We start from the raw sequence: 18720 nt of genomic DNA on the forward strand, positions 1-18720 counted from the left end.
GGTTCTCGCTGCCGTGCCGGCGCATGACCGGTAGCTGCTCTGTGCCCGTATCACGACCGTGGTCGATGTTGCCGCGCGCCTTCGAACGCGCAGCACGCGGCTTGGATCGCCCGCACACGGTCGCGAGATCCGCACCTGGCCCGCGCAATGTCCGGGTACCGGTAGCCGTTTTACTGCGTGCAACCGTGCGTCGGTCAATGTCGGTCATAAAATCACATAGAGTAACAAAAACGGTCACACGAGCTTCATAGAACTGGCCCACAAGCCCCCTCGAAACCTGAACAGCGGGGCTGATCATGACGGATTTTCGAATCACGCGGCGCGGAGCGCTTTCCGGCGCGGTGGCCAGCGGGCTGCTCGCCACGGCAAAGCCCTTCGAGGCCATGGCACAGGAGCGCAAGCGCCTCACCATCGGCATATCGGGCTTTCCGCCAGCGCTCGAGCCTGTGTTGTTCAATCACACCGCGACACGGCGCGTGGTGCCGCAGATATTCGATACGCTGATCGCATTCGACCACGCGAACAACATGGCTCTGCGTCCCGCGCTCGCGGAGCGCTGGGAGAGGTTGAGCGAACGCTCGCTGCGTCTGTCGCTGCGCCGCGGTGTCACCTTCCACGACGGCAGCCCGTTCACGGCCGACGACGTGGCCTTCTCGCTCGGTCCCGATCATCTTCTCGGATCGGACCGTTCCGGGCGCTCCATCGCGATGCAGACGCTCGATACTCTCGATCGCATCGAGATCGTCGACAGCCATACCGTGATCGCCCATGCCAAGGGCAGCGACGCGCTGTTGGAGCAGCGCCTGGCAGCCTGGGGAGCGGAAATCGTCGGCAAGCGCGCCTTCGAGGCGGCAGGCTCCTGGGAGAAATGGACGCCGGCGCCTGTGGGCACGGGGCCCTATCGCCTGGTTAGCCAGAAGCTCGACATCAATGTCGTGCTCGCCGCTCATGATGGCTACTGGGGTGGCAGGCCGCATTTCAGCGGGATCGAATACAAAATCGTCCCCGAGCTCGCCTCACGCATGAATGCTCTGATCACAGGTGAACTCGACATCGTCACCGATGTCCCGCCGGACCAGTTCGCCGACATCACCAGGCGCAGCGAACTCGAAATCGTGGGCGGTGCGGTTCAGAACATTCGCTATCTGGCGATCGACCAGACTGCTCCGGTTTTCAAAGATCCGCGTGTACGTCGCGCGCTGAGCCTCGCGATCGACCGCAAGCTCTTCGTCGAGGCGCTCTGGCAGAACCGCGTGCCGCTGACGAATGGCTTCCAGCTTCCGAGCTTCGGCGAAGGCTATGTCGCCGATTTTCCGGCACTCGCCTATGATCCGGATCTGGCGCGCAAGCTGATCCGGGACAGCGGCTACAAGGGCGAGCAGATCGTCTATCGCCTGCTGAGCAACTACTACACCAATCAGGTCGCCGGCGCGCAGGTCATGATCGAGATGTGGCAGGCGGTCGGCCTGAACGTCAAAATCGAGATGATGGAGAATTTCTCGCAAATCTACCGCAAGCCGGTAAACGCGATATTCGACAGCTCCTCGACCGCGATCTTCCCCGACTATCTCGGCCAGGGCTGGCGCGAATTCGGGCCGAACGGCACGCTGCCCAAGCAGGTCGGCATCTGGCAGAACGAAGAACATTTCGCCCTCGGCGCGAAGCTGAGGGATACGGTCGATGCCGGCGAGCGGCGCAAGATCATCCGGCGGATGCTGGAGATCATCCACAACGACGATCCAGCCTGTGTCGTGCTGCACGCCTCCGGCCAGTTCTACGCCAAGCGCAAGAACGTGCCCTGGGTCCCGGGGCAGACGCTCGACTTGAACTTCGGGCCCTTCAACGCTGCCTTCACCAAGAGCTGATCAGCAACGATCCGCATGACGCGGCGGATGTCCGCTGCGTCATGCCATCGCCGACGAGACCGACATCATGAATCGAACGGTGCGAGAAACAGCACGAGGAAGAGGCGAGGGCTTATCTCCTGTCGCCGACGGGCCTTTGGTCTCCATCCAGGGCCTCACCGTCGCATTCGACGGCATGCGCGCCTTGCATGGCATCGACCTCTCGATCGGGCGCGGCGAGGCGGTCGGGCTGGTTGGCGAATCGGGTTCGGGAAAGTCCGTGACCTGGCTCGCCGCGCTTGGCTTGCTGCCCAGGAAGGCCGCGATCGCCGGCAGTGTCAGGCTGGACGGGGCGGAGATTCTCGGCGCGCGCCCGGCGACGCTCGATCGGGTTCGCGGCGGGCGCATTGCGATGATCTTCCAGGACCCGGCGAGCGCGTTGAACCCGGTCATCCGGTTGGGCCGGCAGGTCGGCGAAGCGCTGGCCCTGCATCGCGGCCTGTCCGGCCAGGCGATCCGGGCCGAGGCAAGGCGGCTGTTCGACCTCGTCGGCATTCCCGACGCGGCGCGGCGCCTCGACGCCTATCCGCACGAGCTTTCCGGCGGCCAGAACCAGCGCGTCATGATCGCGATGGCGCTCGCCGGCGAACCCGATTTGCTCGTCGCCGACGAGCCGACCACAGCGCTCGACGCCACCATCCAGGCGCAGATCCTCGAATTACTGACGCAGATCCGACGCGAGACCGGCATGGCTCTGGTGCTGATCAGCCATGATCTCGGCGTCATCTCGCAGAGCTGCGAGCGGGTCTGCGTGATGTATGCCGGGCGCATCGTCGAGACCGCCGATGCCGACGCGCTGTTCGATCGCCCGTTGCACCCCTACACGCAGGGCCTGCTCGCGGCGCTGCCGCCGCTGGAGGGCGTGCGCCGCCGGCTCACGCCGATCGAGGGCAATGTTCCCGAGCCTTGGAACCTGCCGCCGGGTTGCGCCTTCGCACCGCGCTGCCCGCGCCGGGAAAACATGTGCGACCGTGCTGTGCCGGCGCTGGACGAGGCCGGCCCTGGCCGCGCCGCCGCCTGCATCGCGACGGGCATCGACAAGGTCGCGCGGCGACCGGAACTGACTTTCGCATGAACGGGCCCCTCCTCGAACTCCGCGCCGTTTCGCGTCGCTACGTCATGCACCGTGGCTGGCTCGGGCGTTCCGTCGCCGTGCATGCCGTTGACGGCGTCTCGCTTTCCGTCGAACCCGGTCGGACGCTGGGTCTCGTCGGCGAATCCGGCTCCGGCAAATCGACTACGGGGCGCCTTGCGCTCGGACTGGAGCCGCCCGATGCTGGCGACGTGCTGTTCAAAGCCGCGCCGCTACCCAAGGGTGACACGGCCGAGTGGCGCCGGCTGCGCGCCCGCATGCAAATGATCTATCAGGATCCGCTCGGTGCGCTCGACCGGCGCCTGCCGATTCTCGAGCAAGTGCGCGAGCCGCTCGACGTGCATGGCGTCGGCGACCCGAAGGAACGCGAGCCTCGGGCTCTTGCCTTGCTGCAATCGGTGGGCCTGCGCGCCGATCAGGGTGCCCGCTATCCGCACGAACTGTCGGGCGGCCAGCGTCAGCGCGCCGTCATCGCTCGCGCTCTCGCGACCAAGCCCGACCTCCTCGTCTGCGACGAGCCGGTTTCGGCGTTGGACGTCTCGATCCAGGCGCAGGTCGTCAACCTGCTCGTCGATCTCCAGCAGGAGTTGGGGCTGGGCCTGCTCTTCATCAGCCACGACCTCAAGGTGATCCGGCAGGTCAGCCACCGCGTCGCGGTGATGTATCTCGGGCGCATCGTCGAGGAGGGCGAAGCCGACCTGCTGCTGGCTGCGCCGACACATCCTTACACCGAGGCGCTGGTCTCGGCCGCGCCCGTGCCCGGTCGGCGCGGACGTCCGCGGATCGTCCTGCAGGGCGATCCGCCCAACCCCGCGGCGCGCCCCTCCGGCTGTGCCTTCCATCCGCGCTGCCATGCCGCCCGCGCGCGCTGCAGAATCGAGAGCCCAGCCTTGCTGCCGATGCCCGATGGCCGTCTGACCGCCTGCCATGTCGCCCATGACCAGGCCGGCTTCCTGAAAGCGGCGAGCTGATGCTGCGCTTCTTCCTCATCCGACTCGGCCGCGCGGCGCTGACCGTCTCGCTCGTCGTCACCTTCGCCTTCATCGTGCTGCGCATGTCCGGGGATCCGGCGCTGATCATCATGAGCGTCGAAGCGCCCCCGGAGGCGATCGCCAGCTTTCGCAAGGCCTGGGGTCTCGATGATCCGCTCTGGCAGCAATATCTGCGCTACTTCATCGCGATCGGCCAAGGCGAGCTGGGCCAGTCGATGCGCGACGGCCGCCCCGCGCTCGAGATCGTGCTGGAGCGCATTCCCGCGACGCTGACGCTGACGCTGCCGGCGTTGGCCCTGAAGCTCGGCATCGGCGTACCCGCTGGCATCTACGCCGCGCTGCATCGCGACAGCGCGATCGACCGCGTCGTGATGATCACGGCGGTCGCGGGTTTCACCGTGCCGAGCTTCGTGCTCGGGCTTGTGCTCGTGCTCGTCTTCTCGGTGCAACTCGGCTGGTTGCCCTCCGGCGGCCAGGAAAGCTGGCGCCACGCCATCCTGCCGGTGCTGACGCTCGGCATCGGCGGCGCGGCGTTGCTCGCCCGCTTCACACGCTCGGCCATGTTGGAGGTGCTGGGCCAGTCGTATATCCGCACCGCCAGCGCCAAAGGCGTACCGTGGGGGGCCGTCATATGCGGACATGCGCTTCCCAATGCAGCGATCCCCACCGTCACCATCATCGGCTTCATGGTAGGCAGCCTGATCGCGGGCGCCGTCGTGGTCGAGAGCGTCTTTTCCTGGCCTGGCGTCGGGCGCCTGCTCGTCGTCTCGGTCGCCAGTCGCGACCTCGCCGTGGTCCAGGCGATCCTGCTGCTGGTCGCGGTCACCATGGTCATCTCAAACCTGACCGTCGACCTGCTCTACGGCGTGCTCGACCCACGCCTGCGCAGCGGCGCCAAGGCAGGAGGACACTGAGATGGTCGAGATCGCCCCATCTGCGCCGATCGTCTCCGCAACACCGGCGCGCAAGGCCGCGTCGCGCGTCCCGGCGCTCGTCTGGTTCGGCTTCGGCTGGATCGTATTGACGATCCTCGTCGCGCTGGCGGCCGACTGGATCACGCCGTACCGCTTCAACGCTTCTGATCTGCGCAACCGTCTCGCCCTGCCATTCCACCCGCTGCACTGGCTCGGTACGGACGAACTCGGCCGCGACGTGCTCTCGCGCCTGATCGTCTCGATCCGAGTCTCGCTGCTCGTCGCCTTCGGAGCCACGCTGATCTCGGCGACGCTGGGCACGTTGCTGGGTTTCCTCGCAGCTCATTTTCGAGGCTGGACCGAGCAGATCGTGCTGATGCTGGCCGATTTCCAAGCGGCGATGCCCTTCCTGATCCTCGCACTGTCCGTTCTCGCCTTCTTCGGCAATTCGCTGCCGCTCTTCATCGGGCTGATGGGGTTCTATGGCTGGGAGCGCTATGCCCGCATCTCGCGTGGGCTCGCCATCGCCGCCGGCGCCCAAGGATATGCGGGGGCCGTGCGCCAGATCGGCGCCTCACCCGCGCGCATCTATCTGCGCCACATCCTGCCGAACATCGCCTCGACGCTGATCGTCTCGATGACCCTGACCTTCCCAGAGGTGATCCTGCTCGAAAGCGGGCTCTCCTTCCTGGGTTTAGGTGTCCAGCCGCCGATGACCTCGCTTGGAAACATGGTCGGCTACGGCCGGGATTACCTCACCCGTGCGCCATGGATCATGCTGGCTCCCGCCGGAGCCATCGTGATGACAACGCTTGCCGTCAGCCTCGTCGGGGACTGGCTGCGCGATAAACTCGACCCGACCCTGCGTTGAGCGAAAGCCCTGCTATGACACCGAGCACTCCCAGCGCATCCAAAATGGTCGTCTGCGTCTTCGACGGCCTCAGGCCCGATTTCGTCACGCCCGAGCGGATGCCGAACCTCTCCGGCTTTGCCGAGGGCAGTAGCTGGTTCCGGCAAGCCCGCAGCGTTTTTCCTTCGCTGACACGCCCGGCTTCCGCTTCGATCGCGACCGGCGCGCCGCCGAGGGTGCATGGCGTCGTCGGCAACAGCTTCCTGTTTCCCGAGGTCACGCGCGAGCACATCCTCGATCTCGGCAGCCTCGACGACATTCTCCTGGCGGAGCGACACACCGAAGGCCGCCTCGTCGATACGGACACATTCGCCGACGTTCTCGCACGCAACGGCCGCAGCATGGCCTGCGTCCATAGCGGCTCGGCGGGCGCGGCCTATGTCATGAATCCGCGCGCTGCACGCAACGGCCACTGGACATTCTCCATCCACGGCCGGGACGGCAGCGTCACGCCCGAAGCGGTCGACGAGGTCGTCGCCCGCTTCGGGCCGCTGCCGCCGCGCGAGCTGCCGCGCTTCGCCGAGATCGACTATGCCGAGTTGGTCTTCCGCGAGCATGTACTGGAACGGATGAGGCCAGACCTCGCCCTGATCTGGTTCAACGAGCCCGATACCTCGTTCCACTACCGTTTCCTCGGCTCCGACGAGACGGCTAGCGTCGTCCGGGCAGCGGACGCGGCTTTCGGACGAATTCTCGACTGGATCGATCGCCAGCCTGACGCCGAATGCTATACGGTGATCGCGGCTTCGGACCACGGCCAGATCACGATGACGGAAACCTTGCCGCTGCACGAGCTGCTGCGCGCCGCCGGCCATGAGAACAGGCAAGCCACCGAACGCATGCTCACCGGCGCGCACATCGCCCTGACGGATGGCAATATGGGTGAAATCCGCATCCTTCAAGGCGGGACGGCGCGACGCGACGACATCGCGAACTGGCTGATGGAGCAGGACTTCCTCGGCATGCTGTTCTCCTGCGGCGGCGACGGCATCGAGGGCGAGGTTCCCGGCACTTTCCCATTGTCTCTCGTCGATCTCGATCATGCCCGTGCGCCCGACCTGATCTATGTGCTGCGCTCCCATGACGGCCCCGATGCCTGGGGCCATCCCGGCGTTGGCATCGTAACAGCCGGCGACGTTCCGGTCGGGGGCGGCATGCATGGCGGTCTGCACTCGGACGAGCTCAACACCGTGCTCATAGGGCGTGGCGCGGGCTTCGCGGCCGGGACAGTCGATCCACGCTCTTGCGGCATCGTCGACATCGCGCCGACCGTGCTAGCCGCGCTCGGCCTGCCGCCAGCGGCGGCGATGACCGGCCGGTCATTGCTGGCGGCGGCCGGCGAGGCCGGCTCGCCTGTCGTGCATGAGACCGGCCGCGGCCGGTTCCGCCAGCGGCTGACGAGCGTCGAGCGCGACCGCTCGCGAATCCTGCTACGGGGCGAGCGCGTCGCTTGAACCCGGCTAAGATAAAGCGGCGTTTCGGTGGCCTTGCAGCTCGGCAATGGCTGGATCGGTGGCTTTGCCCCATTCGTCGCAACGGCGGTCGTCATCGCGACGGGCAATATCTTTGGCGGCCTTTGGTACACGGTGGTCGTCGCGGCTCTGACCGCAGTGATCAGAGCGTTCTTCCTGCCGGAGACACGCGGGCGCGACCTGAGCAAATAGGGACTGACCAAACGAATGCTGCGGCACCAATGCGTCGCGGCATTTCCGACTTCCTGCAAAGCACACCCGCCGCGGTGTGAGTTGATCCGGCGGCGTCGCCCGGCGAGCGGGTGCCCCTGAAGCCGCCATGGGCGCGGCGCCAAGAATCAACCATCACTTCAGCTGGCGGTCCATTTCGATCGCCACGGTCAGGCCCACCTTGACCCTATCCATCGCGACAAAGGTCTTGAACTTCCGGATATTGGGGTTGGCGAAGAACAACCTCCTGGTCAGCGTTTCGTAGGCCTCCATCGTGGGGACGAGCACCACCAGCACGAAGTCGACCTCACCCGTGACGTAATAGCACTGCTGGACCTCCGGGGCCGTCGTGAAGGCTGCTTTGGCGGCATCGATGTCGGCGGCGGTTTCGCTGACGAGCTCCACCTCGACGAAGATCGTGATGCTCTGCCCAAGCGCGGCGGGCTCCACCACTGCCACGTTGCCACGGATGACCCGGTCTCGTTCCATGCGACGTATGCGGCGCTGCACCGCGGCTCCGGATAGGTTGACACGTTCACCTATCGCCCGTTGGGGGGTGGAGTTGTCGACCTGAAGAATCGAGAGGATTGCCCGGTCGAAGGCGTCGAGATCATGGTCGGATGGCGGCATGGCTCGTGAGACAAACTTGCAAATCGGAGGCGCTAATTGAGCGCTCTAATCGGGTCCTTTGCAATATTTTATCCGAAGCGAGGCGAACCGAGGTCCATATGTTTCTGTCGAACCGGCTATCCGAATACCGCGCACCCCTGGACGACGTGGACGCGCGCACGCTTGGTGGAGACGGCGTGCAAGCGATTGAACGCTACCTGGCGATCAGGCGCGATCATCGAGAGACCCCCCTGGAAGCCCTGCCCGGACTGGCAAGGCAGCTTGGGATAGGCTTCCTGCATGTCAAGGACGAAGGACAACGGCTCGGTCTCGGTAGCTTCAAGGCGTTGGGGGGCGCATATGCGGTCGCGAAGTTGGTTCTGCAGTCGGCGAGTGCGCTCCTCGAACGTGAACTGGATGAAGGCTCGCTATATTCCCAGGAGGTCAGGGACGTTGCGGAGGGGATGACGTTCGCCTGCGCGACGGATGGCAACCACGGGCGCTCCGTGGCGCAGGGAGCGAAGCTAGTCGGCGCGCGGTCCGTGATCTTCATCCACGCTGGCGTCAGCGACGCGCGGGCATCCGCCATCGCAGCCTTCGGAGCGGAGATCGTTCGCGTCGACGGTACGTACGACCACTCGGTGACCGAGGCGGCGCGCGTCGCGGACGAGCGCGGGTGGACGGTCGTTTCGGACACGTCCTGGGAAGGTTACGAGCATATCCCGGGCTTGGTGATGCAAGGGTATACCGCGATCCTCACCGAGGCCTTGAAGCAGCTTCCCGAAATTCCAACCCATGTTTTTGTGCAAAGCGGCGTCGGAGGCATCGCCGCGGCAACGGCAGCTCACTTCTCCATCGCCCTGGGGGATCGCCGACCCCTCTTCATCGTCGTCGACCCCGCGCGGGCGGCCTGCCTCTACGAGAGCGCAAAGGTGGGCCGGCCAACGCAGATCCCGCACGGTGCCCCCACCGTGATGGCCATGTTGGAATGCTACGCCCCATCCCCGCTCGCCTGGCGCGTGCTGGGTCGCGTAGCCGACGCATTCATGACGGTATCCGACGAGGTTGCGGTCCAGGCGATGAACCGGTTGGCGCGGCCGACGGACGGCGATCCTGCAATCGTCTCGGGCGAGAGCGGCGCAGCCGGCTTGGCCGGCCTGATCGAGGCCCTCGACGATCCGGCCGCCAAGGATGCGTTGGGGCTCGGGCCGTCGTCACGCGTCTTCTTGATCAACACGGAGGGCGCCACCGATCCCGCGACTTATTTCGACCTAGTCGGGATGCATCCCGCCGACGTTGTCATCCCTCGGGCCGGAGAGCCCGGGCAGTTTTCGGTATGAGGTTCCGTTCATCCGCCCGGATCGGGCATAGGCAGCGACCGCGGCCATGCCGGCGTCGCAGGCTCGAGCGCAGTGGGAGTTGTGCATGATCATCGATCTCGACGACCTTGAGCGGGAGATGACCCATTGGCGGCGGGACCTTCACACTCACCCCGAGTTCGGCTTCGAGGAGACGCGGACGGCCGCATTCGTGGCCTCCAAACTGCGCGAGTTCGGCCTGGACGAGATCGTCGAAGGCGTCGGGGGAACGGGGGTCGTCGGCACTTTGCGCAGAGGCGGCGGCAATCGGTCGATCGCTCTGAGGGCCGACATGGATGCCTTGCGCATCCCCGAACGCGGAACGCACGAGCACCGCTCGCTGACGCCCGGAGTCATGCACGCCTGCGGTCATGACGGCCACACGAGCATGTTGCTAGGTGCGGCCAAGCTGTTGGCCGCGGAGGGTGGCTTCGACGGCACGGTGCGTTTCATTTTTCAGCCTGCGGAGGAATGGGGCCGGGGGGCGCTCGCCATGCTCGACGACGGGCTACTGCAGCGCTTTCCGTTCCAGGAAATCTACGGGCTTCACAACGCTCCCGGCGTCCCCGTGGGCCAGCTTCGGAGCAGGCCGGGTCCGATCATGTCCGCGGAGGACAATTTCGAGATCGTGCTGAAAGGGGTGGGCGGACATGCCGCCCGCCCCAACGGGGGCAACGAGACGCTCGTTGCCGCATGCGCACTCGTCACGAGCCTCCAGACCATCGTATCGCGGCGCCTGAGCCCCACCGATGTCGCGGTTGTCTCCGTGACCGAACTGCTAACCGATGGAACGCGAAACGCCTTGCCGGGCGAGGCGCGCATCCTGGGGGATGCGCGCAGCTTCAAACAAAAAGTCAGCGCCGACATCGAAAGACAGATGCGCGTCATCTCCGAAGGCGTCGCGCTCGCCTACAATCTTCAACACACGGTGACCTATACCCGTGAGTTCGTTCCGTTGTTGAACGATCCGCTGTTGACGCAGGCGGTGCTGGGAGCGGCCGCGGAGGTGCTAGGCGAAGGCAACGTCTCGCTCATGTCCGAACCCTTCACGGCGTCCGAGGATTTCGCCCGCTTCCTGGATCATGTCCCGGGCTGCTTCGCCTTCATCGGCAACGGAGACAGCGCACCGCTTCACAACCCAGACTACGACTTCGACGACGCCGGACTGACCCATGGCGCGCGCACTCACGCGGCGATCGTGCGCAGCCGGCTGTCGATTCCCTAGAGACGGCCCGCGCCGTTCCCGCCCGACCAGGAGACCGACATGGCTCACTCCCTCAACCCCGCAGCTTCCACTGCATTCATGCCCTCGGGGCCGAACCAGCCCGCACTCGATGGCGAGGCCGTTTGGGAGGCGCGCCGCGACCTTGCTGCGTGCTTTCGCATGGCGGCCCGGAATGGTCTGGAAGAGGGCATCTGCAATCATTTCTCCGCCCTGGTGCCCGGCTACGACGATCTTTTCATCGTCAACCCCTATGGATGGGCCTTTCGCGAGTTGACGGCCTCGCAGCTCCTCATCTGCGACTTCCACGGCAACGTCGTCTCGGGCGACGGGCAGCCGGAAGCGACCGCCTTCTTCATCCACGCCCGGGTCCACAAGCACCTTCCGCGTGCCAAGGTCGCCTTTCACACGCACATGCCCCATGCGACCGCGCTCTCGATGACCGAGGGCGAACCGCTGATCTTCGCCGGTCAGACCGCGCTCAAGTTCTATGGCCGTACCGCGTTCGACCGGGATTACAACGGTCTGGCGCTGGACGAGAGCGAGGGTGATCGCATCGCCGGCGCGATAGGCGACGCCGACATCGTCTTCATGAAGCATCACGGCGTCATGGTGCTGGGCCCGACCATCGCCGAGGCGTGGGACGATCTCTACTATCTGGAGCGGGCCTGCGAGGTGCAGACCCTCGCGCTCTCGACCGGGCGGGCGGTGTTGCCGGTCAAGCCGGAGATCGCCGAGGCCGCGTATCGCCAGATGCGGGAGGGCGACACGGAGTCGGCTCGCCTGCATCTCGCATCCATCCGCCGCCAGCTCGACACCGAGCAGCCTGCCTACCGCGACTGATTGGGGATACACGAGATGAATGGCGACGACCTCAGCATCCAAATCCGGCCGATGAATCCTCAGGATCTCGGCCCCGCCGCCATCCTGTCCGGGAAGATCGATTGGCCACACCGGCGACAGGACTGGGATTTCATGTTTTCCGTCGGTGAAGGGCTGGTCGCCGTCTCGGGCGGCGAGGTCCAAGGCACGGTCATGGCCTTTCGCCATGGCCCGAAACTGGCGACCCTGGGAATGGTGATCGTCGACGGCGCGCTGCAGGGTAGGGGCGTGGGCCGCCGGCTGATGCAAGAAATGATCGCTCGTCTCGACGGCAGTGCCATCCTTCTTCAAGCTACGAAAAGCGGGGTCCCGCTCTATCGCGGATTGGGCTTCGACGAGGTTGGGGATCTGTACCAGCATCAGGGTTTGGTCCCGGAGGTCGCCCCCCCCGTGCTGGCCGAAAACGAGACGATACGTCGCGTCGCGGCTCCCGATGGAAGACTCGAAGCGCTGTATTCCCGAGCGAGTGGGGCGGACAAAGCCAAAGTGATGACGGCGCTTTTCTCCCAGGCGCAGTGCGCGATGCTGCTCCGCGACGGGACGCCGGCCGGCTTTGCCATGTTGCGCGAATTCGGTCGTGGTTTGTGTATTGGGCCCGTCGTAGCGTCGGACCGCCGAGCCGCCCAGGTCCTCATTCAGCACTGGCTGGCCGGCAGCGTCGGCAGGTTCACGCGTGTTGATTTGGCGGGCGACGAGAGCGTGTCGATGTGGCTCGAAGGGCTGGGGATGCCCAGAAAGGACGGCACGCTGACGATGACTTACGGTGCGATGCCGCCCGTCGCCGACGACGTCATTTTGTTCGGCCTCGCAGCGCACGCGTTGGGATAGCGCGGTTGCGATCGGGAACACATCGACGAACACCGCAGACCTCAGGGCGTTTAATCCACGGGTCGCGGTGAGGGCATCGCCGGAAGACTTGGCCTCGCATTCGGGCCAAATCACCACTGCTGCTGCGAATGCAGCGGTGTCTTCGTTCGGTGCCGTTCGTCAGCGCGTGATCGCGAAGGGCACGATCGCATCGCGCTTGACGTCCTTGACCAGCCGCCCGCGGACATGGATTTCGCGTAAACACCACCATGCCTCGCCCGCGCCAGCACGGCGGCCATCGCGTCCAGTCGCGGATGGCAGGCCGGGTCGCGCACGACGGTGCAGAAGGTTCGCATCATGGAGAGGGCGGTCGACGCCCGCGCCGCGCGGTTGCGGGCGGACCTGCGGCCATACAGCCTCGCCGAGAAGCAGGTCATCAGGTCGACCATGTCCTGGACCAGGTCGTAGGAGACCTCGTCGGCGTCGATCACCCTAACGCCCCGGTCGGCGGGCTTCAGGGCCTGCTCGATCTGGGCCCGCCGAAACGAGCGAGCCGGTCTCGATGCTCGATGACGATAGTCTTCACGCCGGGATCGGCGAGAAGCCTCCCGAACTCCTTGCGACGGTCGTTCGGGCCCGAACCCACCTCTCGCACGTAGCGGTCGATACGGCCCCCTCCGCCGACGCCCGTTCCGCGATGAGGCGACGTAACTGTCCAGATCCGCCTTCAGATCGTGCGAGGAGACGCGCGCATAGGCAACGACCAAACGTGGCCCCTTTTCGGGGACGTCGATGACACAGCGCCCTGCCGGAAAGATTCGGCTTGGTCGGACGTGGGGAATACCTCCTCCACGGATCTACCGAACGAATGGGCGCGAATCGCCCGTCGGGCGTATAATGGACCTTGCGGCGCCTAAGCTTCGCGACCGGCTGCCGTGATGGCCGCCACGACCCGGTCCGTATCCTCCGCCGTCCCCACGCTTATGCGAACGAAGTCTTCGTAGTCATGGCCGGGGATCAACGAGGTCAGTATGCCAGAGGAACGAAGGCTTTTCTGGACCTCCCTACCGTTGCGCCGGGTGCGGACCGCCAGGAAGTTCGTTGCGCTCGGCATGGTTTCGAAGCCGGCGTCCTGCAACGCCGATCTCATGCGCTCCCGCTCCGTGATCGTGCGATCGATGATGTCGGTCGACCATTGCTCATCCTCGATCGCCGCCAGCGCCGCGGCCTGGGTCACGCGCCCCACGTTGAACAGCCCGCGTACGCCATCCACCATGTCGACGATGCGAGTGTGGCTGGCTATGGCGTAGCCAAATCGAATGCCGGCGAGCCCGTGCGCTTTCGAGAGCGTCCGGATGACGACCCAGGGATGTGAACTTCCCCGCAGCTCTTCGACTGCATCGATTCCGCCTTGCGCACGAGAGAAGTCTCCATACGCCTCGTCCACGATCAACAGGTGGTTCGATGGGACCGCATCGGAGATCTCCCTGAATTCGTCACGGGTCAGCGCTGCGCCGGTCGGGTTGTTCGGAGTGCAGACGACGGTCACGTCCGCCGCTCGGGCCGCCGCCGCCAGGGCTTTGGGGTCGTTGCATCCATCCGCCCTCAACGGGACGGGGCGGTACTCCGCCTGGGCCAGCACCGACGATTCGTAATAGCGTCGATAAGTCGGCTCAGGCACGGCGAGTGCCGAACCCGCGCGCAAGACCACCTGCAAGAGCATGGCGATGATCTCGTAGCTTCCATTGCCGAAGATCAGTTGGTCTTGTCCCACATTCAATTTGGTCGCCAGCTTTTCGCGCAGGCCTCGGGCCCGATGGTCCGGGTAGCGATTGGCATGCCGCAACGCCCCCTCGACTGCGACCGCCACTGCAGGGGAGGGGGCGTCGGACGCCTCGTTCTGATTGAGCGCCGCCACCGCACCATCTGCTTGCCATTGCTCGATATGACGTTCGCCGGCCCTGCCTTCAGCCAGCGCGATCACGTGCGTTGCGAACGGGAACTGGCATTCATTGTTCGACATCAGGCTCTCCACTCGAAATCTCGACGACAATTTTGACGCGCCACATTCAGCCAGAGGGCTTGGGGCAGGGAATTCGATGACAAACGCACCGCCGCAACCGCGAGCTTTCCCTGAGACCGAATGGCGTGTCACCGGTTTGAACTCGCGGCATCTTCTGCAAATGAAGTATATTTGGCGCGGGCCGACGCAGGCGCTCTATTTGCCTCATGAAAATGCAAGAATTTTGCTCCGAACGATCGTTCGCGTCGTAAACCGCGCAGCGCGCTGGAGGCGTGGCCGAGGCGACGGTCAACCGAAGCGACCTGGGCGATATATCCAAGGTGACCTTGAACGTTCAGGGGCCGGATGAGTGGACCTCCCGCCCCCCGAGGACTCTATCGCGATTGAGAATTCGGCCGGGGTCGAGCGCTGCCTTGACACGCTCCATCAGCGCGATCTCCGCCGGGCTGCGGCTCAGATGCAGGAATGCCCGCTTCTTCCTACCGATCCCATGCTCGGCTGAGATGGAGCCGCCAAATTCGCCGACCGTGCCGTAGACCACGCTTTCGACCGCCTCGTAGCCGCCGAGTGTTTCGTCCACCCGCAGCAAGATCACGTGGAGGTTCGAGTCCGCCAGGTGTCCGAAGACGGCGACGACCGTATCCGGCCACATGTCTAGAACTCGATTGCGGATGGTTCCCACCGCCTCTTCAAGTAAGGCCCGTGGCAGGCTTATGTCGAACGAGACCATCGTCCCAAATTTGCTTCGATACTCATAGGGCGTCTCCCGAAATTTCCAGAACCCCAGACGGTCCGCCTCCGAACGCGCAAGAAAGGCGTCCTGGACTACGCCTTGGTCGACCAGCCCCATCAGGCATCCCTCCAGCGCATCGACCTCGCTCTCACTCGCTTCAACCTCCACGAGCAGTGCGATGCCGTCGTGCGACGCGAAGGGGCTTTTCAGTCCGAAACAGCGTTCGGACATCGCCATCACCTCGGGCCACATCGCTTCGAAGGCCATCAGCCTTCCTGGCAAGGCCCGCTCGAGGGCTCTCTGCACGGCTACCGCTGCCGCGAAGTCAGAGACCTTCAGGAACGCGGCCGAGATGTCGCCCGGTAGGGGGTGCAGGCCGAGCACGACCCGAGTGACGACACCTAGCGTGCCTTCCGAGCCGATGAACATCTGCGTCCAATCGTAGCCGGCGTTGTTCTTCAGCATCTTGTTCAAAGACGTGACGATCGTACCGTCCGCCAGCACGGCTTCGAGACCGAGCACGTTGTGTCGCGTCATCCCATAGCGCAGGACGCGGTTGCCACCCGCATTCGTGGCGACGTTGCCACCGATCGTACATGAGCCCCGGGCGCCGAGGTCGATCCCACAAAGAAAACCCGCCTCGACGGCGGCTTGCTGAACGACTTGGAGGATGGTGCCGGCCCGAGCCGTCAATGTGCCGGCGACCGGGTCGATCTCCTCTATCCCCGTCATGCGCTCCAATGACAGAGCGACCTCCGTGCCCTTCGGGTGCGCCCCTCCGGCCAGCCCGGTGAGGCCACCCTGAACGACGACCGGCCAATGAGCCTCGCTGCACAGCCGCAGCACCTGGGAAACGGCCTCGGTGGTGTCCGGGGTCGCGAGGATGGAGGGTGCGATCGGTGGCAGGCGGCTGGCATCGGCTCCATTGCGCTCGGGAACCTGGCCTCCGACGCGGACGAATGTCGGCCCGATGGCATCCCTCAGACGGGATGCCATGTCTTCCAGACCGATCGTTGGACCGTCGGACTTCATGAGGCACCCACGCGTCCGTCCGGGCTGATCGAGCGCAGACGCGCGGCAGGCCTCAGCGGCGCTCCTGTCACAGCCTGGACATCCTCAAGTCGGGCGCCGTCCAGGATCGCCGAGACAACGAGGCCGTCCGTCTCGACCTCGACGATGGCGAGGCTCGTGAAGATACGCGAGACGACGCGGGTGGCGGTAAGCGGAAGGGTACATTCCGACACGATGCGCGGCGCGCCCTCGCGGGTGACGTGCTCCATCATGACCCAGATCTGCTTGGCGCCGACGGCGAGGTCCATCGCCCCGCCGACGCCGGGCGGCTCGCCCTCGTCCCGGCCGGTGTTCCAGTTCGCAAGATCGCCGCGTTGGGAGACTTCGAACGCGCCGAGTACGGCAACGTCGATATGGCCCCCTCGCATCATGGCGAAGGCCATGGACGAGTCGAAGAACGAACCGCCACGCGCGAGCGTGACCGGTGACTTGCCGGCATTGATGAGATCGTAGTTCGCCTCGCCCGGCGCCGGTGCGGGGCCAACATGGAGGATTCCGTTCTCGCTGTGCAGGATCACGCCGGAGTCCGGTGCCATGTAATCGGCCACATGAGTTGGCGCGCCTATGCCGAGATTGACGAAACTATCCCGGGGCAGTTGCGACGCGACCATGCGCGCAAGGTCCTGCCGCCCTAGACCTTTCATGACTGGGACCTCGCGAAGACGCGGTTGACGAAGATGCAAGGGGTGACGATGGCCTCCGGGTCAAGTTCACCCGGCTCGACCACACGGTCCACCTCGACGGCCACGATGTCCGCTGCGGTCGCCATGACGGCGCAGTGATTGCGGGCGGTCATGTTGTAGACGACGTTGCCGAGGGTGTCGGCGACCTTCCCCTTTACGAAGGCAAAGTCCGCCTTGAGCGGCGTCTCCAGCAGGTAGGTGCGCCCACCGACGTCGACCTTCTGCTTCCCATGTTCGAACACGGTGCCGATGCCAACGGGGCTCAGGAAGCCCCCAGGCCGGCGCCGCCCGCCCTGATCCTTTCGACCAGCGTACCCTGCGGGACCAGCTCCATCTCGACCGCGCCCGCGCGATACTGTGCTGTGAAGTCCTTGGAGTTGCGCGGATAGGAGCAGATGATCTTGCTTACGATCCTGGAGCGGAACCACAGGGACAGGTCGTCGCCCTCGGTTCCGGCGTTGTTCGAGATCAAGGTGAGGCCACGCACCCCGAGGTCCGCCACGGCGCGGACGATGGCGCGAGGGAGACCTGCGCCACCGAACCCGCCGACCATGACCACATCACCGTCACGCAGACCTTCGACTGCAGCGGCGGCGTTCGCGACGACGACGTTCCTCATGTTGGTTTCCCCTCCATCCCTGTCGGCGCCTGCTCCCCGGCGACGGGCATGCCGTAATCCTTTGCGAGGCCTCGCCCGATGCGATCGAGCATCATCTCGTTCGTCCCGTCGGCGTAGGCTGCGAGCCGGACTTCCGCGAGGTGCATCCCCAGGCGGTGCGCGTCGCTCGCCCCGACCGCGCCCATCGCCCGAATGCACTGATCGATGCCCCAGATCGCCGTATCGACGGCGAACTTCTTGCACTGGGCCGCGGCGGTCTGCGCCGGCAGGCCGCGGTCCACGAGCTGAGCGGCCTTAAAGCCGAGGGCATTGGCCGCCTCCAGTCGCGCCGCCACCTCGGCAAGCTCCCACTGCAGCCCCTGGTGGGCGAGCAAGACCTTGCCGAGCGCTTCGCGCCTCCCACAGTATCGGACGGCCTCGCAGAGAGCCGAATGAAGTGTCGCGACCGCCATCGCCGCGACGTGCACTCGCGCGGCATTGACCGCCGCCATGGACGCCCTCACCGCGTTGCCCGCGGGTCCCAGCAGCGCCCAATCCGGCACGAAATGATCGCGAAATGTCATTTTCGCGAGCCGGAACGACCTGCCGCCCGCCAACGGAACCTCTTCCCGCGTGACGGACGACTCCGCGCCGCAAGGAACGAGGAGGCTCATCAGCTCCGCGCTCTCGCCCGAGCGCACGAGCATGGACACCCAATCCACGATCGTTCCGTTCGTCACCCAGTCCTTCACACCGTTGACTAGCCAGCCGCCCGACACGGGCGTCGCCGTCGTGGTGAGGGCGCCGAGATCGCTGCCGCCGCTTGGCTCCGACATGGAAGGCGCCGCGAGGATCGAACCGGCGACGAGCCCTGCGAGCAGGTGGCTTCGCTGCTCGTCACTTCCGGCACGCGACAGCCTCGTCGCCTGGCCTTGCAGGTTGTTGAGGCAGAACGCGGCCGCGAAGCTGTGGCGGGCGACTTCCTGTGCGACGCGGACCTTGCAGATGAAGGACGCGCCGTGGCCGCCGTGCTCTGGCTTGACCTGAAGGCCGAGCATTCCCTCGTCGGCCCAGCTCTTGATCCACTCCCGCGCGAATGGGACCCCTCGAAGGTGAGCCTGGCGGGTTTCCTCCGAGAATTTGCCTTCACAGAACCAGCGTGCCTTCGAGACGAGCTCGCGCTCGGCATCCGACAGCGCGTCGTCGTACTGGGCGAAGAAGGTCATGGCCGTACCGATT

General features: G+C 65.4%; 16 protein-coding genes and 2 pseudogenes. 11 read left to right on the top strand and 7 right to left on the bottom strand.

Annotated elements, in window-relative coordinates:
- Positions 1-296: 296 nt before the first annotated feature.
- The 7 genes and pseudogenes from RMR04_RS00150 to RMR04_RS00180 all read left to right on the top strand — a co-directional run.
- Positions 297-1865, top strand: coding sequence for an ABC transporter substrate-binding protein (locus tag RMR04_RS00150; protein WP_311909392.1), 1569 nt, complete (start codon positions 297-299; stop codon positions 1863-1865).
- Between the two features lie 175 nt (positions 1866-2040).
- Positions 2041-2979, top strand: a complete 939-nt coding sequence (locus tag RMR04_RS00155; protein ID WP_311909461.1) for an ABC transporter ATP-binding protein — start codon at positions 2041-2043, stop codon at positions 2977-2979.
- Positions 2976-3968, top strand: coding sequence for an ABC transporter ATP-binding protein (locus RMR04_RS00160; protein WP_311909393.1), 993 nt, complete (start codon positions 2976-2978; stop codon positions 3966-3968). Before RMR04_RS00155 ends, RMR04_RS00160 begins: the two co-directional genes overlap by 4 nt.
- On the top strand, positions 3968-4903 hold the full coding sequence (locus RMR04_RS00165) for an ABC transporter permease (protein ID WP_311909394.1): 936 nt from the start codon (positions 3968-3970) through the stop codon (positions 4901-4903). The genes RMR04_RS00160 and RMR04_RS00165 overlap by 1 nt, the downstream gene beginning before the upstream one ends.
- Before the next feature lies 1 nt (position 4904).
- A complete protein-coding gene (locus tag RMR04_RS00170) occupies positions 4905-5774 on the top strand; it encodes an ABC transporter permease (protein ID WP_311909395.1) in 870 nt (289 codons plus the stop codon).
- 14 nt (positions 5775-5788) lie between these two features.
- Positions 5789-7267 carry an alkaline phosphatase family protein gene (locus tag RMR04_RS00175; protein WP_311909396.1) on the top strand — a complete coding sequence of 493 codons (1479 nt, stop codon included), beginning with the start codon at positions 5789-5791 and terminating at the stop codon, positions 7265-7267.
- Between the two features lie 15 nt (positions 7268-7282).
- Positions 7283-7477: pseudogene (locus RMR04_RS00180) on the top strand (MFS transporter); the annotation flags it as partial.
- A gap of 153 nt (positions 7478-7630) precedes the next feature.
- Here RMR04_RS00180 and RMR04_RS00185 read toward each other — a convergent pair.
- Complete coding sequence (locus tag RMR04_RS00185) at positions 7631-8125, bottom strand: Lrp/AsnC family transcriptional regulator (RefSeq protein ID WP_311909398.1); 495 nt, start codon at positions 8123-8125, stop codon at positions 7631-7633.
- Between the two features lie 98 nt (positions 8126-8223).
- On the opposite strand from RMR04_RS00185, the gene RMR04_RS00190 reads away from it, so the two are divergent.
- The 4 genes from RMR04_RS00190 (at position 8224) to RMR04_RS00205 (ending at position 12394) form a co-directional block, all read left to right on the top strand.
- Positions 8224-9444: a diaminopropionate ammonia-lyase gene (locus RMR04_RS00190; RefSeq protein WP_311909399.1), complete on the top strand. Its 1221-nt coding sequence runs from the start codon at positions 8224-8226 to the stop codon at positions 9442-9444.
- A gap of 85 nt (positions 9445-9529) precedes the next feature.
- A complete protein-coding gene (locus RMR04_RS00195) occupies positions 9530-10687 on the top strand; it encodes an amidohydrolase (RefSeq protein ID WP_311909400.1) in 1158 nt (385 codons plus the stop codon).
- A 39-nt stretch (positions 10688-10726) separates the two neighbouring features.
- Entirely contained in the window at positions 10727-11527 is an 801-nt protein-coding gene (locus RMR04_RS00200) for an aldolase (protein ID WP_311909401.1), read from the top strand.
- Positions 11528-11542: 15 nt separating this feature from the next.
- A complete protein-coding gene (locus RMR04_RS00205) occupies positions 11543-12394 on the top strand; it encodes a GNAT family N-acetyltransferase (protein ID WP_311909402.1) in 852 nt (283 codons plus the stop codon).
- A gap of 110 nt (positions 12395-12504) precedes the next feature.
- Here RMR04_RS00205 and RMR04_RS00210 read toward each other — a convergent pair whose 3' ends face one another.
- From RMR04_RS00210 to RMR04_RS00235, 6 genes and pseudogenes are all read right to left on the bottom strand, one after another.
- A complete protein-coding gene (locus RMR04_RS00210) occupies positions 12505-12864 on the bottom strand; it encodes a hypothetical protein (RefSeq protein ID WP_311909403.1) in 360 nt (119 codons plus the stop codon).
- A gap of 422 nt (positions 12865-13286) precedes the next feature.
- On the bottom strand, positions 13287-14396 hold the full coding sequence (locus RMR04_RS00215) for a pyridoxal phosphate-dependent aminotransferase (RefSeq protein ID WP_311909404.1): 1110 nt from the start codon (positions 14394-14396) through the stop codon (positions 13287-13289).
- A 334-nt stretch (positions 14397-14730) separates the two neighbouring features.
- On the bottom strand, positions 14731-16161 hold the full coding sequence (locus tag RMR04_RS00220) for an FAD-binding oxidoreductase (RefSeq protein ID WP_311909405.1): 1431 nt from the start codon (positions 16159-16161) through the stop codon (positions 14731-14733).
- Positions 16158-16844, bottom strand: a complete 687-nt coding sequence (locus RMR04_RS00225) for a 3-oxoacid CoA-transferase subunit B (protein ID WP_311909406.1) — start codon at positions 16842-16844, stop codon at positions 16158-16160. Before RMR04_RS00225 ends, RMR04_RS00220 begins: the two co-directional genes overlap by 4 nt.
- A pseudogene (locus RMR04_RS00230) lies at positions 16841-17502 on the bottom strand (CoA transferase subunit A). The gene RMR04_RS00225 and the pseudogene RMR04_RS00230 overlap by 4 nt, the downstream one beginning before the upstream one ends.
- Positions 17499-18707 (bottom strand): acyl-CoA dehydrogenase family protein, encoded by a 1209-nt coding sequence (locus RMR04_RS00235; protein ID WP_311909407.1) that lies wholly within the window; start codon positions 18705-18707, stop codon positions 17499-17501. The pseudogene RMR04_RS00230 and the gene RMR04_RS00235 overlap by 4 nt, the downstream one beginning before the upstream one ends.
- Positions 18708-18720 lie beyond the last annotated feature (13 nt).

The organism is Bosea sp. 685 (genome assembly GCF_031884435.1).
Classification (GTDB): domain Bacteria; phylum Pseudomonadota; class Alphaproteobacteria; order Rhizobiales; family Beijerinckiaceae; genus Allobosea.